Origin of the sequence: Komagataeibacter nataicola, from assembly GCF_003207795.1 — a bacterium.
Lineage (GTDB): Bacteria > Pseudomonadota > Alphaproteobacteria > Acetobacterales > Acetobacteraceae > Komagataeibacter > Komagataeibacter nataicola.
Genome location: NZ_NIRT01000009.1, coordinates 13,648 through 38,569 on the forward strand (window position 1 = coordinate 13,648; position 24,922 = coordinate 38,569).

The 24,922-nt window shown below is 59.1% G+C and carries 18 protein-coding genes, 2 pseudogenes and 1 other annotated feature; of the genes and pseudogenes, 14 read left to right on the forward strand and 6 right to left on the reverse strand.

The window, feature by feature from the left end; genetic code table 11:
* The first annotated feature begins 60 nt into the window (after positions 1–60).
* The 3 genes from CDI09_RS06855 to CDI09_RS06865 are packed head-to-tail and all read left to right on the forward strand — an operon-like array spanning position 61 to position 3,996.
* Positions 61–2,262 carry a TonB-dependent siderophore receptor gene (locus tag CDI09_RS06855; RefSeq protein ID WP_078527267.1) on the forward strand — a complete coding sequence of 734 codons (2,202 nt, stop codon included), beginning with the start codon at positions 61–63 and terminating at the stop codon, positions 2,260–2,262.
* Positions 2,246–2,548: a hypothetical protein gene (locus CDI09_RS06860; RefSeq protein ID WP_146220813.1), complete on the forward strand. Its 303-nt coding sequence runs from the start codon at positions 2,246–2,248 to the stop codon at positions 2,546–2,548. The genes CDI09_RS06855 and CDI09_RS06860 overlap by 17 nt, the downstream gene beginning before the upstream one ends.
* A complete protein-coding gene (locus tag CDI09_RS06865) occupies positions 2,545–3,996 on the forward strand; it encodes a PepSY-associated TM helix domain-containing protein (RefSeq protein WP_078527271.1) in 1,452 nt (483 codons plus the stop codon). Before CDI09_RS06860 ends, CDI09_RS06865 begins: the two co-directional genes overlap by 4 nt.
* 418 nt (positions 3,997–4,414) lie before the next feature.
* Here CDI09_RS06865 and CDI09_RS06875 read toward each other — a convergent pair.
* The 6 genes and pseudogenes from CDI09_RS06875 to CDI09_RS06895 form a co-directional block, all read right to left on the reverse strand.
* Positions 4,415–4,743, reverse strand: a pseudogene (locus CDI09_RS06875) (ATP-binding protein); the annotation flags it as partial.
* A 38-nt stretch (positions 4,744–4,781) separates the two neighbouring features.
* Positions 4,782–5,962, reverse strand: a protein-coding gene (locus CDI09_RS06880) for an IS3 family transposase (protein WP_205836622.1) whose coding sequence is annotated in 2 segments (ribosomal slippage) — positions 4,782–5,722 and positions 5,722–5,962 — 1,182 coding nt in all. Because the reading frame shifts where the segments join, the coding sequence is not laid out codon by codon here.
* Positions 5,613–5,729, reverse strand: a sequence feature (AL1L pseudoknot). It overlaps the preceding gene by 117 nt.
* 75 nt (positions 5,963–6,037) lie before the next feature.
* Entirely contained in the window at positions 6,038–6,169 is a 132-nt protein-coding gene (locus tag CDI09_RS18800; protein ID WP_257788369.1) for a hypothetical protein, read from the reverse strand.
* 92 nt (positions 6,170–6,261) lie between these two features.
* Positions 6,262–7,476 (reverse strand): aspartate aminotransferase family protein, encoded by a 1,215-nt coding sequence (locus tag CDI09_RS06885; protein WP_078527274.1) that lies wholly within the window; start codon positions 7,474–7,476, stop codon positions 6,262–6,264.
* Positions 7,477–7,605: 129 nt separating this feature from the next.
* Positions 7,606–9,060, reverse strand: a complete 1,455-nt coding sequence (locus CDI09_RS06890) for a sodium:solute symporter family protein (protein WP_078527275.1) — start codon at positions 9,058–9,060, stop codon at positions 7,606–7,608.
* A gap of 70 nt (positions 9,061–9,130) precedes the next feature.
* Positions 9,131–10,177, reverse strand: coding sequence for a LysR family transcriptional regulator (locus CDI09_RS06895; RefSeq protein ID WP_236944521.1), 1,047 nt, complete (start codon positions 10,175–10,177; stop codon positions 9,131–9,133).
* 499 nt (positions 10,178–10,676) lie between these two features.
* Between CDI09_RS06895 and CDI09_RS06905 the strand changes: the two genes are divergently transcribed.
* The 11 genes and pseudogenes from CDI09_RS06905 to CDI09_RS06955 all read left to right on the forward strand — a co-directional run bounded on the left by CDI09_RS06905 (position 10,677) and on the right by CDI09_RS06955 (position 24,905).
* A complete protein-coding gene (locus tag CDI09_RS06905; protein WP_249034002.1) occupies positions 10,677–11,435 on the forward strand; it encodes a class II aldolase/adducin family protein in 759 nt (252 codons plus the stop codon).
* A gap of 39 nt (positions 11,436–11,474) precedes the next feature.
* Positions 11,475–12,860: an aspartate aminotransferase family protein gene (locus tag CDI09_RS06910; protein WP_078528190.1), complete on the forward strand. Its 1,386-nt coding sequence runs from the start codon at positions 11,475–11,477 to the stop codon at positions 12,858–12,860.
* 87 nt (positions 12,861–12,947) lie between these two features.
* Entirely contained in the window at positions 12,948–13,895 is a 948-nt protein-coding gene (locus tag CDI09_RS06915; RefSeq protein WP_078527279.1) for a 2-hydroxyacid dehydrogenase, read from the forward strand.
* A 291-nt stretch (positions 13,896–14,186) separates the two neighbouring features.
* Positions 14,187–16,655: a TonB-dependent receptor gene (locus tag CDI09_RS06920; RefSeq protein WP_078527280.1), complete on the forward strand. Its 2,469-nt coding sequence runs from the start codon at positions 14,187–14,189 to the stop codon at positions 16,653–16,655.
* Between the two features lie 107 nt (positions 16,656–16,762).
* Positions 16,763–16,966: a DUF3311 domain-containing protein gene (locus CDI09_RS06925; RefSeq protein ID WP_078527281.1), complete on the forward strand. Its 204-nt coding sequence runs from the start codon at positions 16,763–16,765 to the stop codon at positions 16,964–16,966.
* 63 nt (positions 16,967–17,029) lie between these two features.
* Positions 17,030–18,442, forward strand: coding sequence for an amidase family protein (locus CDI09_RS06930; RefSeq protein WP_078527283.1), 1,413 nt, complete (start codon positions 17,030–17,032; stop codon positions 18,440–18,442).
* 251 nt (positions 18,443–18,693) lie between these two features.
* Positions 18,694–20,115, forward strand: a complete 1,422-nt coding sequence (locus CDI09_RS06935) for an amidase family protein (protein ID WP_078528193.1) — start codon at positions 18,694–18,696, stop codon at positions 20,113–20,115.
* 99 nt (positions 20,116–20,214) lie between these two features.
* On the forward strand, positions 20,215–21,657 hold the full coding sequence (locus tag CDI09_RS06940) for an NAD-dependent succinate-semialdehyde dehydrogenase (RefSeq protein ID WP_167370263.1): 1,443 nt from the start codon (positions 20,215–20,217) through the stop codon (positions 21,655–21,657).
* A gap of 14 nt (positions 21,658–21,671) precedes the next feature.
* A complete protein-coding gene (locus CDI09_RS06945) occupies positions 21,672–22,742 on the forward strand; it encodes a phosphotransferase (RefSeq protein WP_078527285.1) in 1,071 nt (356 codons plus the stop codon).
* 81 nt (positions 22,743–22,823) lie between these two features.
* On the forward strand, positions 22,824–24,077 hold the full coding sequence (locus CDI09_RS06950) for a M20 family metallo-hydrolase (RefSeq protein WP_110571223.1): 1,254 nt from the start codon (positions 22,824–22,826) through the stop codon (positions 24,075–24,077).
* A 76-nt stretch (positions 24,078–24,153) separates the two neighbouring features.
* Positions 24,154–24,905, forward strand: a pseudogene (locus CDI09_RS06955) (IS5 family transposase).
* Positions 24,906–24,922 lie beyond the last annotated feature (17 nt).

A 24,922-nucleotide genomic window follows, 5' to 3' on the forward strand; every position in this document is an offset into this window, starting at 1 on the left:
TTCTCATTTACGTTATGGCTCCCATCCACACGATGAAAAACGCCAGGAACGGGGTCGGGCATGCAGCGCAGCAGGGTTTTTTATGTATTTCCACTTTCACTTCTGGTGACAGGAAATGCCCTTGCGGCCGATCTGGCCACAAAACCGGACCATGACCACCCCGCCGGGACGGTGCACACGAAACAGGCAACACCCCAGGCTGACGCACACGGCGTGCAGGCTGAAAAACTGGAAGTCCATGCCCGCAGGCCAGCCATATCTGCGTCCTCGGCCACGAAATCCGATACACCGCTGATCGAAACCGCCCAGTCGGTTACGGTTGTCAGCCGCAATGAAATGGATGTGCGCGGCGTGCTCAGCCTTAATCAGGCCGTGCGCTATACGGCGGGCATTACCCCTGACCTGCGCGGCGGGGAAGGCACACGTTATGACCAGTTCTTCCTGCGTGGCTTCAAGGTCCCGACCTTTCTTGATGGCCTGAAACTGCAGGATAGCCCGACAGGTTATGCCACGGCGCAGACCGATACGTTCCGGCTGGAACGCGTCGAGATCCTGAAAGGACCAGCATCCGCGCTGTATGGACAGTCCAGCCCGGGCGGGCTTGTTGCCCTGTCCAGCAAGCTGCCGACCGACCAGAAATTCTATGGTGGCGTCACCACAACCGGCGGCATGTTCGACCTTTACCGCGTGGATGCCGATGTTGGCGGCTATGCAACGAAGGACGGCATGGTCCGCTATCGCCTGTATGGCACGGTCAACGGCCAGCATACCCAGTTGAGCAAGACAGGCAGTCGACGCTTTTCCATCAGCCCTTCCTTCACATTTGGCGGCGATGGGCCAACCACACTGACACTGTTGGGCAATTATCAGTACGATCCCGAAAACGGCACTTATGGCGGCGAGCCGCTGGTGGGGTCGCTCAAGCCCGCATCTTACGGATACCTGCCCCGGAATTTTTATGATGGCGACGTGCCGTTCGAGAAGTTCAACCGCCGGCAGGGCGGGATTACTTACATATTCAATCACCGTTTCAACAATGACTGGAGCTTCACCAGCCGCGGTCGGTATGATGATATCAAGACCATCTATCGCAGCGTATATAACAACGGTTATTATACAAGCGATGACATGCTCAGCCGCTCCGCTTTCGGCACGAACGAGCATACGCACAACCTGACTTTTGACAGCCAGTTCAAGGGCCATGTCCGCACCGGTGCCCTGCGGCATACAATGATGTTCGGTTTTGACTACATGCAGCAGAGCGCGGCGGAGCAGGCATTTTATGGCGCGGCACCTGCCCTGAATGTCCTGCATCCGGATTATCATATGGCCATTCCCTCCATGGGCAGCCCCTATGTGAATTACCGCACCAATTCGCACCAGATCGGCATGTACGCGCAGGATGAAATGCGCTGGAAAGGTCTGGTCGTGACCGGTAGCCTGCGTAATGACTGGTACCGTTCACAACAGAACGAATATGTCGGCCATACATCCACGAGTGAAAGTCCCCGCCAGATTACCTGGCGTGCGTCGGCCCTGTACCATTTCGACTTCGGTCTTGCGCCCTATATCAGCTATTCGACCTCCTTCCAGCCGCAGTCGGGCATTGTATCCAATGATGGCGGCAAAACGCAGCGCCAGGCCGATCCATCGCTTGGCAAGCAGCTTGAAGGTGGCCTGAAATACCAGCTTCCGGGCACGTCGCTGCTGTTGACGGCTGCGGGTTACCATATTGAACAGACCAACGTGCTCGTTGCCGTTGGCAATCTGGGCTACAGCACGCAGAGCGGGAAGGTCCATTCGGACGGCTTTGAATTCGAAGCCCATGCCGAGCCTTACAAGAACCTGATGATCACGGCAGCGGTAAGCGTGCAGAAAGTGCGTGATGATTCGACAAACAAGCCCCTGTTGCAGTCAGGCAAGGGCAATGCCTCGCTGTTTGCGTTCTACACCATGCCGTCGGGGCCGGTAAAAGGCCTGGGCTTTGGCGGCGGGCTACGCTATTCAGCCAAATCCTATGGCGGCGAGGCCAGCTATGGCAGCGTGTGGGTGCCGCAATATGCCGTGTTTGATGCGTCGCTGCGCTACGACCTGTCCCACCTTTCGCCAAACCTGCGTGGATGGACGATCGCTGCGAGTGCACGCAACCTGTTTGACAAGAAGTATGTCTCCAACTGTCTGAGCTACGCATCCTATAATCAGGAATGGTGCTATTATGGCGAGCGGCGGAATGCGCAGGCGAGCATTGGCTTTAGCTGGTAACCTATCGCCTGCCGGGCAGTCCCGGCTGAACGTCACCTTGCGCGTGCTGGTGGCTCTTCCGGGCGGGTATGGTCTTGCATCCCTGGGTGGTGTGGCGCTGGGCCTGTGGTTGCCCCTGTCACGGGCGGACAGGGCCATGGCCGGAACACTTTCCGGCCTGCTGCTCTGGCCCATCGTGTTTATTGCGGCTTTTGGCATCTCCAGTCTGCGGCGGCTCATGCTGGGTGTTGGTGCCTGCATGGGCGTCTTGGCTCTTATGGCGTTTGCTGCAGGGTGGCGGCCATGAAAGGGTCATTTCGTGCCTCCATGGCATGGCTGCATACCACACTGGGGCTCATCACCGGCTGGGTGCTGTTTGCCATTGCGCTGTCGGGGTCACTGAGCGTCTATCGTCAGGAGATCACCCGGTGGATGCACCCTGAACTGGCCAGCCAGCCGGTTGATCCCGTGCAGGTCTGCAGCCGGGCGACAGACTGGCTGGGCCAGCATGCAGGAACGGCGGCGGCATGGTATGTGGCCTGTCCCACGCCGGAAGCACCATTTGCAACCGGCATATGGCCCAACGCACAGGGAAAATACATTCAACGGGTTCTAGATCCGCAAAGCGGCAGCCCAGATGGTATGCGCGACACACTCGGGGGTGAGTTCTTCTACCGTTTTCACTTCGAACTCCAGCTTCCCTATCCCTGGGGCAGGCTGATCGCAGCCATCGCGGCTCTGGCGCTTGTCGTGGCCCTTGTGACAGGCATCATCATCCATCGGCGCATTTTTGCGGATTTTTTCACGTTCCGGCCGAACAAGGGGCAGCGAAGCTGGCTTGATGCCCATAACCTGTTTGGTGTTGCAGCGCTCCCTTTCCATCTCATGATTTCGTTGACGGGTGCGGTAACGCTGGCATCCCTGCTGCTGCCATGGAGCACGCAGGCGGTCTATCATCATGACCAGATGGCATCTTACACGGAACTGAATCCGGCCCTGTACTCCCGCCCCGCCAGCGGCCAGCCAGGGCATCTTGCGCCCATCCTGCCCCTGATCCAGACGGCGGAGAGACATTTCAGGGGCGCAGGTATTGCACAGATTTATGTCTTCAATCCATCTGATCGCGCTGCCCTTGTCACGTTCATTTCCGGCAATAACCAGACGGTCAGCACATCTGCCCGGATTATGACCTTCGATGGGGTCACGGGGCAGTTGCTGAACGAGCATACCGAAACGCGACCCGTCATCAGGCTTTATTCCTTTCTCTATGGCCTTCATGTCGCGCGCTTTGCACCGGGGCTCACACGCTGGCTCTATTTCCTGTCCGGCCTGACCCTTGCCGTAGTGATCGGGAGCGGGATGCATCTGTGGGCCATCAAGCGCCTGCGGCAGCGGCCTCACCGCGGGCACGTGATCGTCAGCCGCCTGAATGTTGGCATCCTGGCTGGAACACCGCTGGCTTTTGCCACCTATTTCCTGACCAACCGGCTTCTGCCTGCCACAATGGCGGCCCGGTCCGGATACGAGGTGCAATCCGTTTTCGTGGTGTGGGCAGTGATACTTGTCTTTGCCCTTTTCCGGCGGCCCGGCCGTGCGTGGCCAGAACTGCTGGGGGGCAATATGCTGGCCTGCCTGGCTATAACACTGCTCAGCATGCCATGGGCCAGTATCATAACACGCGGGGTAGGGGGAATCGCCCTCGGGCTGGCCGGGGCGTTCGGGTATGCGGCTTTCCGCACGGCGCGGCAGGCATGATGGTTGCCACTATTCTGTGTGGGCAATGTGCCATGTTGCTGCTGGCCATGGGGTCTGTGCGGGGCAACGGCATCCTTCTGCGTAAAACAGTCGCACCCCTGACATGTCGATGCCTACGGATAGCAGGATTCGTACTGCTTGGCCTGAGCTTTTTTATTCAGATACAGGCGATGGAAACGCCTGTTATCGCGGCGATTAATTGGATTGGTATACTCAGTATTGAAATTATAATTGTGGCAATAGCCTGCACCGTAATAAATAATATAAAGGTTAATAGATGAAGGGTTGGAAGACCGTCTGGCTTTGGTGCCTGAATTGGACAAGGCTCTGGCTGTTGATTTTCACTGAGAACTGACCCGGGTTTTTCATCAGGAATTGGCCCAGCCAGATGCTATTTCAGGCATAGTCGGACGGGCGGTCAAGAAGAGGATCTGTCCTTTCTGTTTTTTGACGCGGCGGTGCTGGCGCGGAACCTGTAGCTGTCATTTCCTGTCTCGAGGATATGACAGTGATGGGTCAGCCGATCGAGGAGCGCCGTTGTCATCTTCGGGTCACCAAAGACGTCTCCCCATTCACTGAAGCTCAGATTGGTTGTGATGATGACACTGGTGCGCTCGTAGAGGCGGCTGAGCAGATGGAACAGCAGGGCGCCCCCAGACGCGCTGAAGGGAAGATAACCGGGTTCATCAAGGATCACGAGATCCAGGCGGGCAGCCTGTCGGCAATCTGCCCGGCCCGGCTGGCTGAACTGCCCCGGGTTTACCGGAGAGCGATTTGTTCAGCGCTCAGGCTGCGATATCAAGTCTGCTCTGATCTGCATGGAAGGCGCGTTCGACTTCAGCGGGAGGCCTGTAGCCGATTGGTGCCAGCAGGCGTCGGTTATTGTACCAGTCCACCCATCTGAGTGTTTTCCATTCGACCTGCGCCATGGATTTCCATGGCCCCGGATGATGGATAACTTCGGCCTTGTATAAACCGTTGATCGTCTCCGCCAGTGCATTATCATAACTGTCACCGACCGTGCCGACCGAGGCATCGATGTCAGCCAGCGCCAGGCGTTCGGTATATCGGATCGACAGGTATTGTGAACCACGATCCGAATGATGGATCAGCGCCTTGTTTCCCGCAGGCTTTCGTTGCCAGATGGCCTGTTCAAGGGCGTCGAGCACGAACTGGGTAGTCATGGAGGCCGAGACCTTCCAGCCCACGATCCTGCGGGCGAACACATCAATGACGAACGCCACATAGACCATGCCATTCCGGGTCTGGACATAGGTGAAGTCCGAGACCCGGAGCTGGTTGGGAGCCTCTGCCTGGAACTGCCGGTTGACCCTGTCATCGGGACAGGGACGCGGCGTATCCGGACGGGTCGTAATAACTTTCCTGCCCCAGGCTACACCCTTCAGACCCATCTGCCGCATCAGGCGCTCAACAGTGCAGCGTGCAACCTGTCGCCCCTCACGCTGCAGGCTGTGCCAGACTTTGCGCGCACCATAAACAGCACGATTATCCTGCCAGATCCGACGGATATGTTCCATCAACTCCCTATCGCGCCGCGCACGCGGGCTGGCCCTGGTCGGATCTCTTGCCATGACCGCCTGCTGGTAAAACGTGGACGGGGCAATCGGCAGAATGCGACAGATTGGCTCGACCCCATAATCGGCACGACAGGCTTCAATAAACGCGATCATTTGCGAAACGGGCGGTCGAGCGCTACCTGAGCAAAATAAGCCGAGGCCTTCTTCAGTATCTCATTGGCCTGACGCAGTTCACGAACCTCCCGCTCCAACGCCTTGATCCGTGCCGTCTCGGCCGTGGTCGGCCCCGGTTGCGCACCCGCGTCCCGCCGGGCCTGCTTCCACCAGTCGTGCAGGCTGTCGCCCGAGCAGCCCAGCTTGCCACCAATCTCGCGACAGGCCGCCGATAGGCTCGGGTAATCCGAGCGATGCTCGTCCAGAAGGCGCACGGCGCGCTCACGGAACTCAGGTGAATAACGCTATGTCTTCTTCTTCTCTACCATAGGGCTCATCCTCCGAGAGTTTTACTCTCCGGTAAACCCGGGGCAGTTCAGCGCTTTGTGACCCAGTGCCGATAGAAATGGCGCAAGCCATACTTCCAGATCTGATCGCCAGTCGTTGTTCATCGCCAGCGCCCATTGCAGCTGGTCTTCCATGAATCACTGTTCGCTCCCGTTGGGAATCCTTATTCCAAATTTTCTGCCAAAGTAGTGGTAGAGTCCTTCACTCGAAGGCAGGAAATGCTCTGTCAGCCATCCGCCAGAGCCACTTCCAGGGCTGCTGCTGCCGTGTCGTTCAGGATATCCGCCTGTTCACGGGAAAATATGAGAGGCGGGCGGATTTTCAGGACATTCCCAGCCGGGCCGGAAGAGCTGATGAGCACGCCGCGGGCGCGCATTTCATTGACCACCCGGGAGGCGATGGCCTCATCCGCCAGTTCGGCGCCAATGAAAAGTCCTGCTCCGCGAACATCATGAATGCCCGGGTGCCGGGCCAGTTGTGTCCGCAGGTAGGCACCTACGGTATTGGCGTTTTCCATGAGGTTCTCGTCCTGGATCACGCCCAGTGTTGCCATGGCGGCGGCCATGGCGACCGGGTTGCCGCCAAACGTATTGAAATAACGGATGCTGGAGCCAAAATTCCGGATCACGTCCGGCTGGCATACAAGCCCTGCAACCGGATACCCGTTGCCCATAGGCTTGCCCATCGAGACCATGTCCGGCGTGATGCCATGGCGTTCAAAACCCCACATATGGGTGCCGGTGCGCCCGAAACCGGGCTGCACTTCATCGGCCAGGAACAGTCCGCCCGCTTCACGGATTGCCTCAACTGCCGGGACGAGGAACCCGGCAGGATCAGAAAATATTCCATCCGAGGAGAAGATCGTATCCACCACCAGCAGGGCAGGCCGGATACCATGGCGTTGCAGGTCCGCAATGGCGGATCTGACACCTGCGGCAAAATCCGTGCCTGCCGCAGGGGCGGGCACCGTGCGGACATGCGCCCCGAGATTGACGCTTTTGCCCAGTGAGGGAGAAATCTCGGCTGTTGTGGAGGTCACGCCATGGTAGGCATTCTCGGTTATGATCAGCCCGTCGCCACCGGTGACATGGCGGGCGATCCGGATGGCCAGGTCATTGGCCTCGCTGCCCGAGCACGTAAATGTTGCCTGCGCGGGGAAGGGAAAGGTTGCGAGCAGGGCATCCGCATAATCCACAATGGTATCATGCAGGTAACGCGTATGCGTGTTCAGCCGTTCCGTCTGGGCCACGATGGCGGCCACAATGCGCGGGTGGCAGTGCCCGGCGGGGACAACATTGTTATAGGCATCCAAAAAGCGGCGGCCATGCACGTCTGTCAGCCATGCCCCCCGGCCCGATGCAAGGTGCAGCGGTTCATCATAGAACAGCCGGTAAGACGGACTGAGCAACTGATGGCGGCGTTCAAGGAGGGGCGGCGTCATGGGGTATCCAGTCTGGAATGGAAAATTGAAACAGGCAGGCGGGGGCATATGGGCAGCCGCGGCCTGTGGACGGCGGAAAGGGCCGGAAGGCACGAACCGTGAGGCAGGCCATGCCCCCACGGAACGGGATCATGACCCCGAAGATGTGGATAAAGGACGGTCTGTCCAGTTTTCCTCGATCACGATGTATTCCTGCTCCGCATGATGCCGGACCTTCTGCGGCCGCTGGCAGTTGCCGGTCAGGAACACGATGGCGGTGTTGGCAACAAGGCCGATCAGGCCGGGATTGATGCCGAGCGTATCGATCCCGCTCAGGTAAAGCCCGCACCCCAGGGCATCCCCCAGTATGATCCCGGCGCACAGCGCCCGGGGCCGGACGCGGACCGACAGGATTGCCAGAAGGAAGCAGGGCAGCAACTGCGTTACACCAAAATACGTCATGTTATACAGATGGGAAACCAGTGTTGGCACCATGGTCGCCAGAACCATGGAGACGACAATATAAAACATGATGACCATCTGCGATGTGGTTTTCTGGTGTTTTTCCGGCAGGCCGGGCACAAGGTTGCGCGCCACCAGCGACCCGATGACAAGGCACGTGCCAGAAAGCACCACCAGCGCGGACAGGGCGGCCCCGCCGGCCACAATCCCGATCATGGCGGGCGGCAGGAGGGTTTTTACCGTCTCGATAAAGGCATCATTGGGGGACGTGAGTGCCAGGTGATGATATTTGGCATAAAAGGCAATCAGCATCATGAACGGAAAGACCACCATGTAAAGCGGCATGAAGATCTGTGCCCGCATTACGGTCCGTGCGCTGCGTGCCGTCATGATGTACGCGCAGCTCAGTGGAAAGATGGGCATGCCAATGGCCTGGAAAAACATCGTGGACATGGCAAAGCTTTCCTGCCGGCCGGTGATCCCCGTATTGTGCAGTTCATCCGTGCCGATCTGGAACAGGGTAGCGGGATTGTCTGTCCTGAGCAGCGCCATGACGATCGTGCCGATAATGAACAGCACGAGCAGATCCTTCATGACCGAGACATAAGCGGAGGCCCGGATGCCGGAAATGGCAATATACAGGAAAACGATCCCGCCCGCAGTCAGCATGAGCAGCCAGCGCGAGGAGACGATGTTCAGCCCCGACAGCACAAGGGTCAGGCCGGAAAACTGGATGGTCGCCCACGGAATCATGAAAAATATGATGTTGAAGGCAACGGTAATTTCAAGCGCGCGGCTGTTGAACACCTTGCGGAAAATGTCTGGCACCGTGGCGGCGTTGGTATTGCGCGCGAGCTGCCAGATGCGCGGGGTCAGGAAATAGCCGACAGGATAGGCCAGGAGCACATAGGACAGGAACCACGACGCGAACGGGTAGCCGGAATGATAGATGCCACCGGGGAAGGCGGTCATCATGCCGATACTGTAGGTCTCGCCAATGCCGAGGAAGAAGATGAATATCGAACCAAAGGACCGTGAGGCCGTAAGGTAGTCCTTGATGTTCTGCGCACCGGCACGCCGCTTTGAAATGATCGCCACGATGATCGACGCGGTGAGGATAAGAATGAAGAAGATGATTGCCATTAATATGCTCCCGGCGTGCCAGACGAAAGGTCTTTTATTTCAACAGATTCTGTAAAGAGTAGTTGGTGGTCTACCCTGCATTGGTGGCAGTGATGCTTTCAGGCCTGCCATCAGGCGCTGACGGGGATGCCTGGAGATGGTTCTGGAACTGCTCGAGAAAGATGCGTTCACTATTGCTGTAGCGCCCGTCACGGTTCCACAGCAGGAATATCCCCGATGTGGTGATGCCCGAGGCAGGTGGCAGGCGCCACAGCCTGCCTGCATCCACCCATGGCTGCGCGATATGTTCAGGCAGGCACCCGATCCCGTAATTCGTAACAATCATGCGGGTGATTTCCTGGATGGAGCACGATGTGCCCGAGATCCACCCGCTGAAATCCATCTCGTTGCGAAAAATGGTGATGTTGGAGAGAAGCCCGTCAATCCTGTCCGCTTCCGAGCGGACGAAATTCTCCTGCGCCAGTTCCCGCAGGGAAATGTCACTCTTGCCAAAAAAGCGGTGGGGCCGCCCGCAGTACAGGCCATAGGACTGCTCCATGATCAGTGAGCGACCGATGCGGGGCAGGGGGCGCGGGCAGAGCCCTATGCCGATATTGGCCGTCTTTTTCTGGAGGGAGCTTAGGATGTCCTCGCTGCGTATGCAGATGATTTCAAGCGATATGCGCGGAAAGCGCTCATGGAAGCTGGCCAGGAACGTGTCATACGTGACGGATTCAATACTGCTGAGCGTAAGCAGGCGGATATGGCCGCCCACTTCTTCCGCCCCGGATTCGATCTCGTTGCTGATCGCCTTGATCGAGCCATAGATATCGGATGCCAGGCGCAGCACCTTCTCGCCATGGCTGGAAAGCGTAAAGCGGCTTCCGTTACGGACAATAAGGGCATAACCGATCTGCTTTTCCAGCCGCCGCAGGGCCTGGCTGACGGCGGACTGTGTCAGGCGCAGGCTGCTGGCCGCGCGTGTGATGTTGCCTTCATGCGCGATGGCGATGAACGTGCGCAGCAGGTTCCAGTCCAGCCGGTCGATCAGTTGTTCACTTTTCCTGGGGATGTCATGGCCCGTTTCGGCCTTTCGGTTCACAGGGTCAGGCATGGACGGGAAAGAGAGCATGGTCATGGGGATACAGCCTGATTTCAGTTTTCAGGGTACAGGGTTTCATAAACCTAACCTGCCGCATTGCATGAGGCTCGTTCACGATTTCATGGCGCTGGACGCCGGGTATTGCACCAGACCTGCAGCGGTATTGCTGCCAGGGCCCGGGGCATCAAACGTTGCGAACCAATAATGATTTACCCGAAAGCATGATGTCAATTAATCATTCGGCCTGCCCATCATTATTTCTGTTTCTGGCCATCACATGCGGATGAGAATGCGCTGCGGTGGCAGTCTGGACAGATGAAGGATGATTCGCAAGGGCATTAAAGTATATATTCTCTGTAAATAACGAATATATTTTGCAAGGCATACAATTAATGGTCATTATTATCCATTTTAATGACTATTTATTGTTTTCATATCGAAAGGTTCGTGTAATCATCCTTGCCTTAGTAGGAAAAATGATACGGCCGTGTCCGTTCGCCCTGTGTGCATCTTTATGTTTTCCGGAGGCTTGTCTGTGACCCTTCCATCCGAATCCTTCTCTGCAAATGAGTGGAAAGCACGTTGTGAACTCGCTGCGCTTTACAGGCTGATTGCCTATTTCCGCATGACGGACCTGATTGACACCCATATATCCATGGCCATTCCGGATGATCCGGGGCATTTCCTCATCAACCGCTACGGCAAGGTTTTCGAGCAGATGTGCGCCAGCGATCTGGTGCGGATTGACAAATTCGGCCATGTGAAGGACCTGCAGCTTGAGCAGTCCAATGTGAATGCCGCGGGCTTTGTCATCCATTCCGCCATTCATCAGGCCCGGCCTGACCTGAAATGCATAATTCATACCCACACGCCCCACGGGGCAGGGGTCTCGGCCCAGGAGGAGGGGCTGCTGCCCATCAGCCAGCATGCCCTGAAATTTTATGGCTGCCTGTCCTATCACGGGTATGAGGGGATTGCGCTGCGGGCCGAGGAAAAGGAACGCCTGATTGCCGATCTTGGCACCAATAATGCCATGATCCTGCGCAATCACGGCCTGCTGGTGGGCGGGCGGCATGTGGCGCATGCCTTCCACGAAATCTATTTCCTCGAACGCGCATGCCAGATCCAGATTCATGCGCTTGCGGGGGGCAGGCAGCTCTCCTACCCGCCTGAGGAGGTCCGACGGCGTACGGCAGAGCAGTTCCAGCGCGATGAGGCGGAGGAAATTATCCAGCGTGCCTGGACGGCGGCCCTCAGCCTGATTGCGGATGAAAAAGATTTATACTGTTCATAATGCGACAAGTGGCCAGAAGGTTTGGGAATGATGGAAAAAATGTCTGACGAAGCTGATACCCTGGAAATGACCGATGCCCGTTACCTGATGCATCCCTTTACGGATGCACGGGCCAACCTGCAGGGTGGCGGGATGGTGATCGATCGGGGCGAAGGCGTCTTTGTTTATGATAATACTGGCAAAAAATACCTTGAGGCGGTTGCCGGGCTGTGGAGTGTCGGCCTTGGATTCAGTGAACGCAGGCTGATCGATGCGGCTGTCCGCCAGATGGAGAAGCTGCCTTACTATCATACCTTCACCGGAAAATCGCATGCGCCGCAGATAGAACTGGCTGCCCGCCTCGTAGAGATGGCGCCCGTGCCGATGAGCAAGGCGTTCTTTACCAATTCCGGGTCGGAAGCCAATGATACGGCGATCAAGATGATCTGGTACCGCTCCAATGCACTTGGAGAGACAAAGCGCAAGAAGATCATCAGCCGCAGGCGGGGCTACCATGGCATCACGATTGCCTCTGCCAGCCTCACCGGCATTCCTGTCGATCACCAGTCCTTTGACCTGCCGCTGCCCGGCTTCCTGCATGTGACCGCGCCGCATTACTACCGCGAAGGCCAGGAGGGCGAGAGCGAGGAGGCCTTCTCGACACGGCTGGTGAACGAGATCGAGGCGCTTATCCTGGCCGAAGGGCCACAGACCATTGCCGCCTTCTTCGCCGAACCCGTGATGGGGGCAGGCGGGGTGATCGTTCCCCCGCAGGGCTACTGGGAAAAACTGCAGCCCGTACTGAAAAAATACGGCATCATCCTTGTCGCGGATGAGGTCATCTGCGGGTTTGGCCGGACCGGGCGCATGTTTGGCAGCCAGACCTTTGATATCCAGCCCGACATGATGATCCTGTCCAAGCAGCTTTCATCGTCCTATCTGCCTATTTCCGCCATTCTCATGAATGACATGGTGTTTGAACCGATTGCCGATGAGTCGCACGCCATCGGCGCCTTTGCTCATGGCTTTACCAATGGCGGCAACCCGACGGCCGCTGCCGTGGCGATCGAGGTGCTGAACATCATGGAAGAGCGCGACCTCATGGCGCATGTCAGTGATGTCAGCGTGCATTTCCAGGCGCGGCTGCGTGCGCTGGGCGCCTCCTCCACGCTAGTGGGTGAGGCGCGTGGCGTGGGGCTGATCGGGGCTCTGGAGCTGGTTACGGACAAGGCCACGCGCTCCTCGTCGCTACAGGTCGGGCAACTGGCAAAATATGCTTTCGGGCTGCTCCAGAACAAAGGCGTCATTGCCCGTGCCATGGGCGATACGCTGGCATTTTCGCCGCCCTTGATCATCACGCGCGAGCAGGTCGATATGATCTTTGATGGCGTAGCGGAAGTTCTTGCGCAGATGGAACGCGAGATCGGCTCCGGCCAGTTTCACTGAATGATTATGAATCAGGCTTATATTATCCATATAAACTGGATAATATAAGCCATAAACAAAGTAATATATTTGTAATGGAGGCATGGAATGGTTTCCATCGCCGTTTATGTTGAAGACGATGCTGACTATTTCAGGCTGGTAAAGGAAGCGTTTGCCGAACGGGCGCCTGATATCGATGTGGTGGACTGGGCGGCGGCCCTGCGGGCGCCCGACAGGATTGATTACGCGCTGGTATGGATACCCCCCATAGGCGATCTGGCGCGCCTGTCGGCCCTCAGGGCAGTTTTCAGCCTGTCTGCCGGGGTTGATCATATTGTGGCGCGCGATCCCGACTGGCCCGCCCATCTGCCCCTTATCCGCATGGCGGGGGAGGAAACCGGGCGCCTGATGGCGGATTACCTGTTATGGGCCTGTATCAGCGTAATCCGTGGTGCGCGGGGGTGGGCGTTGCAACAGAACGAGCGGGTGTGGAAACGCACGGTCGTCACGCGTTCGACTTCGGACTGTGTGGTGGGCATCATGGGGCTTGGGCAGCTTGGCCGTTACGCGGCCGGGCATCTCAGCCGGTGTGGCTTTGTCGTGCAGGGATGGTCGCGCTCGCCCAAGGTGATCGAGGGTGTCAGGACTTTTGACGGGGCGGCCGGGCTGGAACCATTTCTGGCCGGGACCGATATCCTCATCTGCCTGCTGCCCAATACTCCCGAGACCCGCAACATCATCAATGCCCGGGTGCTGCGCGCGCTCCGGCCCGGAGGGGCGTTCATCAATGTCGGGCGCGGGGAGCATGTTGTTGAAAGCGATCTTTTATCGGCACTTGATGATGGCGTGCTGTCAGCCGCTGTTCTGGATGTTTTTCAGCATGAACCGCTACCGGTGACCTCGCCCTTGTGGGTGCACCCATCCGTCATTGTCACCCCGCATATAGCATCCCAGGCATCGGTCTGTGCCCGGGTCGATTATCTGATTGGCTGCATAAGGCGCCTGCAGCGCGGGGAACGCCCGGAGCAGGTTTTTGATATCAGCCGGGGTTACTGAAAGCGCGGATGCTTGCCGGCCTTCGTAAATAAATTTATGTCCTTCATTACTGAAAATTATACCAATACTTAAATTAATGCGCGTTTGTGCATCATTGATGCAAAAATACCAATACAACAGAAAATATTAAAATAATTTGCATTTATCTCTTGAAAACGTTACGCGATAATAATTAACTGTCGTCACAGTGATCTTATTGAGAATGCAGGGGCCATCTGGTTCCTGCCCGGTCTTCATCTTTCCATTTATGCCATCAGTTTCTTCCCGAACGGGACGACAGGGAGAATATGAATGCGATTTTGTTCCTTCGGTGCTCTTGTGTTGTCTACAACCGTCCTGTCGGGCCTGATTGCGGCAGAGCAGAGCGATGCAAAAGCGGCCACCCCTCCGGCCACGGCCCGCAATCGACCCGCCAGGGTGCTGCATCCCGGCCCCCGGACGCAGCCCGATACCAGACCTGCGGGCGTTGCCGCCCGGGGTGCTGGGGAAACCATTCACGTCAGCACCGGCATCCGCACGCCAAATGGCGTGACCGGCACAACTCCTGGTGGTGGCCTCATGCCAGTACAGACCGTGCCGAAGGCACGCAGTGAGGTGACCCGCGACTTTATTGCCAAGCAGAGTTCCAATACAACGCCGCAGGCGCTTGTAGCCATGATGCCGGGCGTGGCCTATGCCCGCACCGACCCCTATGGCCTGACCTCCCGCGCCCTTGTGGTGCGTGGCATGAACCAGAGCGAAATCGGGTATCTGGTTGATGGCGTGCCGCTGGTGGATGGTGTGTATTACCAGCCGGATTCAATCGGCAGTTCACCAGATGCCGAAAACATGTCGTCGGTTTCCCTCACCCAGGGGTCGCCCGATATCACGAGCCCCTCCTATAACGCCGTCGGCTCATCTGTTGATGTCACCCTGCGTGATCCTTCCCGCCATCGGGGCGGCATGATCGAGAGCAGCTACGGCAGCTATCACATGAAGAAGGAATTCGTCCGTTTTGATACTGGCGAAATCGGGCATACGGGTATCCGTGCCTTCATGTCCTATTCCTACATGTTCAGCAATTTCTGGCAGACACCGGGTTCCATCAACCGCCACCATGTCGATGCAAAGCTGGTGAAGGAATGGGGGCAGGGGAACAGGGTCGCCGTGGAAATGATTTTTGGACAGTATTCGTCCAGCGGCATCAACTCCAACGGTGCGGCAACGCCAACCAAGGCGGCGTTCGAGGCGGAAGGCACGTCCGCGCTCTATCTCAGCCCGAACTATACCCCCGGTAGCCCCAACTATTATCGCATGAACCGCCTGATGAACAAAACCATCGCGGTCATGGCGCCAATGAAGTTCAACCTTGGCCATGAACTCAACCTGCATCTGACGCCCTATTTCATCAACTGGGACAAGGACAGCGGGTTTGGTGAAAACATCAATGATTCACAGGCCTATCTCGGCACGCAGAATGTTGGCGCGCTCAACCTGCCAACGGCGGTAACCCTGGCCAATGGCACAAAGGTTGATACGACACAGGTCGTGGATGAGCAGCATCAGCACACGCTGGCCCTGATGGGGCATCTGGACTGGCGGCACAGGAACAATCTGTTCCGCATCGGGTCCATGTATTCCTATCTTGATATGGTTGAACCGGCCAATTATGCCGCCGTAGGGCCCAATGGTCTGCCCGCCAATGCCTGGGGGCGATACAGTATCAAGGATGCAGCGGGTCAGTCGCTCAGCCCGTGGAACCTTGTTTTCCGCCAGCAGCAGGTCTCCATCTATTTTGACGATACGCTATCTCTGCTCAATGACCGCCTTAAACTTACGGCTGGCTTCAAGGAAGTCATGATCAATCGATGGGCCACGAACGACCTGCCCGGCATTCCCGATCGCAAGAATGGCGGCAACTATGCGGAGCCGCTGCCCCAGGTTGCCATCAGCTACAACATCACGAAGCACGACCAGATCTTTATCAACGGCACCACCAGCTTCCGCGCACCGGACCGGACCGAAGCCTATCTGGACATGTATGACGCCAAGTCTCCCTCTCCCATTGACGTGCATCCGGCAAACCTGAAGCCGGAATACGCGATTGGCGAGGAAATCGGCTTCCGGCATAACGGCCTGGTGCATATTGCCGCGTCACTGTTCAACTATAACCTGACCAATCACGATGTGAACTCGACCGCCTATTCAGCAGGTGGTTCGCTCGTGACCACGCCGATCAACATGGGTGGGGAAACCGTGCGCGGCGCCCAGCTCGAGCTTGGTCTGCGGCCATGGCATCATTTCAGCCCCTATCTTTCGGGGTCTTATGTCCATGCCACAACGGACAACAATTTCCAGATCCAGGGTACCTATATCGATACCCGTGGCAAACGTGCGGTCAACACACCGGAGTTCACGGGGGCTGTCGGCCTTTCCTATGATGACGGCACATTCTTTGGCAATTTCGGGCTGAACTATATCGGCAAGCGCTACACCACCTTCATGAACGACCAGGACATTCCCGGTTACCTGACATCCGACATCACGCTTGGCTACCGGCTTCACAATGTCCGTATCGACAAATTCATGGTCTACAAGCCGCAGTTCCAGCTCAATTTCATGAATATTGGCAACAACCTGTATTACGCCCAGGCTGCCAGCTTCACGCCTACGGCCAAGGGTGTCCGCGCGGCAAACGGGCAGTGGATCGCCGCTGGCCAGCCCGGCTACAATATTGGTGGTGGTTTTGCAATGTCCGGTGCGCTTACGGTCGGGTTCTGATACCGCGCGCATCTGGCCACATGGCGGGATGGGGCAGGGGTGGTGATGCTCCTGCCACAGCCAGTCATTCCGGTTCCGGCATCCCTTTACATGAAAGCGAGCTTCCTATGCCTTCAAAAAGCAGCTTTGTTATTGGACTTGTCATTCCCATGGTCATGATCGACCTGCTTTTTCCCGTGATTGACAAGGTCAGGATTGAAGTGGCGGGACTACCTTTCTTCATGGTCTGGATATTCGCATGGTTCCTGCTCACATCGGGTTGCCTTGGCCTGTGCTGGGTCATGTTCGACCGCAGGCACCACCCGGAATGACGGCACATGACCCCCATGTGGCGGACAATGCCCCCGGTGCCCTGACGGTGGGGAAAATGAGCTATGTCTGACGAAGAAATCGGCTTCATGTCCGCCGCAGAGCTGACGGCGCATTACGAGAGTGGCCGTCTTTCCCCCGTTGAGGTGGTGGCCGCAGTCCTGCGTCATATTGAAGCCACGGAAACAAAAATCAACGCCATGGTCGAGGTGACCGCCAGGCACGCCATGGACAGCGCCCGCCAAGCGGAGGCAGCCTACCGGGCGGGCACGGCCCGCAGGCTTGAAGGCGTGCCGGTGACGATCAAGGACCTTCAGGAAACCGCGAACATTCCGACGCGCTATGGTTCATGGTCGCGCAAGGATAATGTGCCCACCGTCGATGCCCCGTGCGTCACGCGCCTGCATGAGGCCGGGACAGTCATGCTGGGAAAGACCACCGTACCGGAATTCGGCTGGAAAGGGGTCAGCCAGAGCCCGCTCACCGGCGTGACCAGCAACCCGTGGAAGGTGGGATACAATGCGGGCGCCTCATCGGCCGGGGCGGGAGCCGCGGCCGCAGCCGGATATGGCCCCCTGCATCAGGGTGGCGACGGGGCCGGTTCCATCCGCATGCCCGCGCATTTCTGCGGGGTGTTTGGCATGAAACCGACCCATGGCCGGATACCGAACTGGCCCATCAGCAACAATGACCTTGCAACGCATATGGGGCCGCTCACGCGTACGGTAAAGGATGCGGCCCTGATGCTTGAGGCCATGAGTGGCCCGCATCCGTGGGATTATACCTCCCTTGAGGCCGCGCCGCTGCCCTATTCGACCATGCTGTCCGCCCCCCTCAAAGGGCGCCGGATCGCCTACAGTCCCGATCTTGGCCATGCCCGTGTCGATCCCGATGTGGCTGAAGCCGTCGCAGCGGCGGTTGGTGTGTTCGAAGCCATGGGGGCCACGGTCGAGGAGGTTACTCCGGCCTGGGGGCCGAAAGGCCCGGAACTGGCGCGTTTTTTCTGGCCTGCCACCTATAGCGCCAAATGCACGCTCCTGCCTGAGTGGGAACCGCTGATGGACCCCGGCCTGGTGGCGATGATCAGGGAAACGCAGGGCCGCACGATGCAGGAATTTACCCTCGCGCGCGAGAAGCGTTTTGCCTATGCGGTCGAGATCCATGAATTCTTTACCCAATGGGACTTCCTGCTCACGCCCGCAGTCAGTGTGACGGCCTTCCCCGCCACGCAGCTCCAGCCCGATACATGGCCAAGACATGACTGGGACTGGCTGGGCTGGGCGGAGTTTTCCTACCCCTTCAACTGGGCGGGCAATCCGGCGGCCAGCATTCCCTGTGGCTTTGGCGCGGACAATCTGCCCGTGGGCCTGCAGGTTGTCGGCCGCCGTTTTGATGATCTGGGCGTGCTGCAGGCCTGCGCCGCATGGGAAGAGGCCAGACCATGGAGCGCGGTGCGGCCTGACCTGAAACTGTTTTGAATACATAGGGAGAAACATGATGACATGCCCATGCCATTTCACAAATCCGCATGATCTGGCGCATCAGGATGAAACGGTAGTGCAATGACCCCGCAGCGTGGTCTCCTGTGTCAGCTGTTCCGTTCCTGGGGTTGAAGTAATTTTTTTTCATATCCGTGTTTGTCTGGCCGGTCCGTGGCGGTGCGCATGGTGATCGGCCCCGGTGTACGTGTTCCCGCTTTGGGGCACATCAAGAAGCAGAGATGATTTCCATGACTGAATTATGTGAACTATCGGCTGTTGAGCTTCTGTCGCTGTATGCAGCGCGGAAACTCTCACCGGTAGAGGTGATCCGCGACGTCATTGCCCGTTCCGAGGCGGTGCAGCCGGTGCTGAATGCGTTTTGCAGCCTTGACCCCGAGCGCGCCCTCGCCACCGCCGTCGCGGCCGAGCGGAGCTGGATGGCTGGCCTGCCCACGCGCGCGCTGGAAGGCGTGCCGGTTTCCGTCAAGGATACAGCCATGGTGAAAGGCTGGCGCTTTGCCCGTGGTTCGCGCCTTGCCGAACATAATCCGCCCGCAACACAGGACTCCCCCTCTGTCGGGCGCCTGCGCGGGGCGGGTGCCGTGCTGTTCGCCTCCACCACCACCTGCGAAGGAGGGTGGAAGGCGGTCACTGACAGCCCGCTGACCGGCATCACCCGCAACCCGCACAATACCGATCACACGCCCGGGGGCAGCAGTGGTGGAGCCGGGGCCTCCATCAGCGCCGGGTGTGGCCCGCTGGCGCTGGGCAGCGATGGCGGCGGCTCCATCCGTGTTCCGGCCAGTTTCAGCGGCATATTCGGGTTTAAGGCAACCTTTGGCCGGGTGCCGATGTACCCCATTGGTCCGCATTATTCCGACATGGCGCATTTTGGCCCGATGACCCGCACTGTGGCAGATGCGGGCCTGATGTTCTCGGTTATTGAAGGGCGCCACCCGATGGACCCCTTTACCACCGACCCGCTCCCGGCCTCTGATTTCCCGGTTACGCCACTGCCACTGGCAGGAGTGCGGATCGGGGTGACGGAAGATTTCGGCTTCATGAAGGTCGATCCGGAAGTGGCGGCGGTCTATCGTGCCGCCATCACGCGCATCGAGGCCGCAGGGGCCGTGCTGGTGCCGCTGGCCCCCATGGAGGACTGGCGCCCGACCTATCGCACCTTGTGGCAGGTGGGGGCATGGCAGTCCCAGCGCCGCCTGAGCCCGGCCGAGCGTGACCTGCTCGACCCCGAATTCCGTGGCTGGGGCGATCATGGCGCGCATATCCCCACCGGGGATTACGTTGATGCGATGATGGCGCGGCTGGCCTACCGCCAGGAATGTGCCCGCCAGCATGCAGCGGTTGACTTTGTCATCTCGCCCACCGTTTCCATCCTGCCGCTCAGGGCGGGGCTTACGGTGCCTGATGACAGCTGGCCGGACTGGCTGGAATGGGCCGGGTTCTCCCTGCTGTACAACATGACGGGCCAGCCCGCCTCGTCGCTGCCGGCGGGATATTCTTCCTGTGGCCTGCCGGTGGGCATCCAGATCGGGGGGCGTATCAATGATGATATCGGCGTGCTGCGCCTGAGCATGACACTTGAAGCCCTGCTGGCGGAAGCCCGCCCCGACCCGTCGGCTGCCTTCGACAGGGCCATGCGCAAAGGCTGATCCGCACGCGGCCGCAGTGCCATGGGTGCTGCGGTCGCGCCCCTTGTGGTACGGTGCCCCCTGCCACGCCTGTGTCGATACTTCCGCAAGAGAAACATGATGATGTCCTATCCCGATACCCTGTTGTTTATTGATGGCCAATGGCAGGCGGCCAGCGATGGGCGCACGCTTGACGTGCTCAACCCCGCGACCGCACAGGTGATCGGCACGGTTGCCCATGCGGGGCAGCCCGAACTGGCGCAGGCGCTGGCAGCGGCACGGCGCGGCTTTGCCGTATGGAGCGCCACGCCTGCCTTCCAGCGCTACCAGATCATGCGCCGGGCCGCCGTGCTGCTGCGTGAACGCGCGGAAGAAGCGGCAACCTGCATGTCGCTTGAACAGGGCAAGCCCGTGGCGGAGGCGCATGCCGAGATGGCGGCCGCCGCCGATATCATCGACTGGATGGCAGAGGAGGGGCGGCGGGCCTACGGGCGCCTCGTACCCGCGCGGCTCATGGGGGTCACGCAGTCTGTCATCCGCACGCCGGTTGGCCCGGTTGCCGCATTCTGCCCGTGGAATTTTCCGGTAAATCAGGTCGTGCGCAAGGTCAGCGCGGCCCTTGCCACGGGGTGTTCCATCATCGTCAAGGCCCCGGAGGAAACACCGGCCTCGCCCGCGATGCTGATCCGCGCCTTTGCCGATGCGGGTGTGCCCCCCGGGGTGATCGGGCTGGTATACGGCACGCCCGCCGAAATTTCGGAAACACTGATTGCCGATGACATCATCCGCAAGGTCACCTTCACGGGATCAACGGCGGTTGGCAAGATCCTGGCATCCCTTGCGGGCACGCACATGAAGCGGGTGACCATGGAACTCGGCGGTCATGGCCCGGTCATTATCACGGCGGATGCTGATATCACGCGTGCCGTCTCCCTCCTTGCCGCAGCCAAGATCCGCAATGCCGGGCAGGTCTGTGTCTCCCCCACGCGGTTCCTGATCGAAAAGGGAGTTTTTGAGGCATTCCGGTCCGCCTATGTTGCGCGCATGCAGGCGCTGGTGGTGGGCAATGGCCAGCGCTCCGGCACCCAGATGGGGCCCGTGGTCAGCCAGCGGCGGCTGGAGGCGATCGAGGCCCTGGTCAATGAGGCGCGCGACAGCGGCGCAAAAGTGGAAACTGGCGGTACCCGCCTTGCAGGGCCGGGTTATTTCTATGCCCCTACCGTGCTGACGGGGCTGACGGCCGACATGCGTATCATGAACGAGGAGCCCTTTGGTCCGATCTCGCTGCTCTGCCCCTTTGATACGCTGGAGGACGCCATTGCCGAGGCCAATCGCCTGCCATACGGGCTGGCGGCCTATGCCTTTACCGGTTCGGGTGCGGTCGCGGCCCGCCTGCGTGATACGGTGCGCACGGGCATGCTGACCATCAACCATATAGGCCTGTCCCTGCCGGAAATTCCCTTTGGCGGGATTGGGGATTCCGGTTATGGCTCGGAAGGCGGATCGGAGGCACTCGACGCCTATCTCGATACCCGTCTGGTGACATCAATGGATTATATGTGAACAGGGGGCATCCGATGGGCGTGCCTGTCTCTTCCACCGGCATGGAAAAAACCGGGACCGATTTTGAAACGGCGCTGATCCTGCTTGAACAGCCATCGCGGTCCATATCGGTGGAGGACGCAACCCGGATCGCGCATGACATGTTCGGCATGACTGGCGTGGTGTCACGTCTGCCGGGAGAGCGCGACAGGAATTTCCGCCTTCGTACCACGCAGGGCGGCGATTACGTGCTGAAAATCGCCCACTGTGCCGAACAGCCGGAAATGCTTGACCTGCAGGACAGTGTCCTGCGCTACCTCAGGGCGAAAGACCCGACGCTGGCCGTGCCGGAACTGCTGGCCCCATCCGTGCCGCAGGCCGTATGGCGCGATGGTGCGGGTGAAGGGCGGATCGTGCGGATGGTGACATTCCTCCCCGGCACGCCCTTGGGCAACCGGCCAGCCACAGTGCCGTTATGCACCTCCATCGGGGGCATGCTGGGGCGGCTGGACCAGGCCCTGGCGGACTTTCACCACCCGGCCCAGTCCCACGCGCTTTTATGGAATTTGCGCAATGCGGCCTATATGCGCAATTTCATCCGCTATTTTCCTACCGGGGCGCAAAGGGCGCTGGCCAGCGGGGTGCTGGCGGCATTCGAACAGCAGGTGCAGCCTGTCATGGCGACGCTGCCAGCGCAGGTGATCCATAACGACTTCAATGTGCATAATATCCTGTGCAGCGATCAGGTCATTGAGGGCGTGATCGACTTTGGCGATGTGATACGCGCCCCGCGCGTGCAGGATCTGGCCATTGCCGCATCGTACATGATGGGGAGCGGCACGCAGCCGCTGGAGCAGTTCATGGCCATTCTTTCCGGCTATTGCCAGACCGTTGCGCTCACACGGGCGGAACTGGCGTGCCTGCCCGCCATGATGGGTGCGCGGCTGGTCATGTCGCTGGGCATCAGTTCATGGCGGGCCAGCCGCAATCCCGCCGATACCGAATACATCACGCGTAACCAGGCCATCGCCTGGCAGGGCCTGTCCCGGCTGGAAGCCCTGCAGGACACCCTGCGCGACAGGATGCTGACCTTCGCAGCCGCTTAACCGCAAGGGGCATACGGGCTGATATGATACGGCTGGCCATGAGCCGCCCATTAGCACAGGACCATGAAAAAGGTTAGTCAGATGCACAAGAATGCAAATATCACGATTGATGGTCCCCGCCTGAACGAGGACATTGCCTTCACATCCCGTTTTGGCGCGACCCCACGGGGCGGTATCCGCCGGCTGGCCCTGTCGGCGGAGGACCGCCTTGTCCGTGACTGGCTGGCCACGCATGGTGAGGCGCTTGGGTGTTCCATTACGGTAGACACCATGGGCAGCCAGTTCCTGCGGCTGGAGGGGAGTGATCCTACCCTCCCGCCGCTGATGATGGGCAGCCACCTCGACACCCAGCCCACGGGCGGCCGCTATGATGGCATTTATGGCGTGCTGGGTGGCCTGGCGGTATTGCGTGCCTTCCGGGCGGCGGGATATGTGCCGCGCCATTCAATTGAACTGGCCAACTGGACCAATGAGGAAGGGGCGCGTTTTGCCCCGGCCATGACGGCGTCAGGCGTTTTTAGCGGTGTATTCACGCTGGAGCAGGCCTATGGCCTTGCCGACCGTGATGGGGTCCGTCTGGGTGATGCCCTGCTCGCAATCGGGTATAAGGGCGATGAGCCCTGTGGCGCGCACCCGCTTGCCGCCTATTTCGAGCTGCATATCGAACAGGGACCGGTGCTGGAAAACGAGGGCAAAACCATTGGCGTCGTGACAGGCGTGCAGGGCATGCGGTGGTTTGATGTAACCCTGACCGGTCAGGAGGCACATGCCGGGACCACGCCCATGGAACTGCGCCGCGATGCCCTGCTGGCGGCGGCCCGTCTGATGGTGCTGGCGGCGGATGTGGCGGCGGCGCACGGGCCGGATGCCAAGACAACCATCGGCATCATTGATGCAAGCCCGGGCAGTCGCAACGTAGTGCCGGGCGAAGTGCGCATGACGCTGGACCTGCGCCACCCTGATGATGCGGTGATAGACCAGATGGAAGCCGACTTCCGCACGCAGGCGGCCGAGATTGCACGCAGGGCGCACATTGAACTGTCGATCGAGGAAAGCTGGGGCTCGCCTTCCGTGCCGTTTGACCTGGCCTGCATCGGCATGGTGCGTGATGCAGCGGCAAAGGCGGGGCTAAGCCATCGCGACATCATTTCCGGCGCAGGACATGATGCGGCCTATATGGCCCGGATCTGCCCGACTGCGATGATCTTCATTCCCTGCCGTGACGGGTTGAGCCATAACGAGGCGGAATATGCCGAACCGGAGGATATCGTGGCAGGCGCAAACGTGCTGATGCGTGCGATCATGGCGGCGGATGAACATTTCGATCCTGCCTGAGTGTCTGACCGAAAATGAGTGGAGTGATTTCATGGGGTTATGATCCATGGATTTACGAGACCCTGATGAGATCAGGATGGTCTGGACTGAACTCACCCGCGCGCAGTATCAAAAGGACGACCTGGAGTATGCAGGCGACCTTCGCGATGCGGAGTGGGCGCTGAGGCCCGAGAAGAAACGGCTGGGCAGACCATGACGTACGGATTTGCGCCGGGTGATGGAGGCGATCCTCCATATCGTCACGACCGGCTGCCAGTGGCGGCAGTTGCCCCGGCAATTTCCGGCCTTCACGACCGTACAGGGCTATTTCTACCGTTGGATCCGCGAGGGACGATGGGAAGCGATGAACCCTATTCTCGTGATCCTGTCGCGTGAGCAGGACGGGCGAGACGCCACGCCTTCGGTAGGCATTATTGACAGCCAGTCGGTTAAAACTGCTGAAAACGGTGGTCCACGCGGTTATGACGCGGGCAAGAAGATCAGGGGCCGCAAGCGGCATATCACAACCGACACGTTGGGTCATGTCGTGGCGGCTATCGTACATCCCGCCGACATTCAGGATCGTGATGGCGGGTATGCTGGCGAGAAGTTGCGTGGCGCGCTGGCTGAACTCGGCCGATGCACGATCGAGATCGTCAGGCGTAGCGATCGGGCCAAGGCTTCGTCGTCCTGCCCAAACGCTGTATCGTGGAGCGTAGCTTTGCATGGCTCGAACGCTGCCGCCGCCTCCCGAAGGATGTCGAGGCAACAATCTTGTCATCCTACGCGTGGTTGATGATTGCCCATATCCGCAGAGTTCTGCGGAAAATCAATCAAACCTCTTTCTGATTCAGGCTCTAACCGAC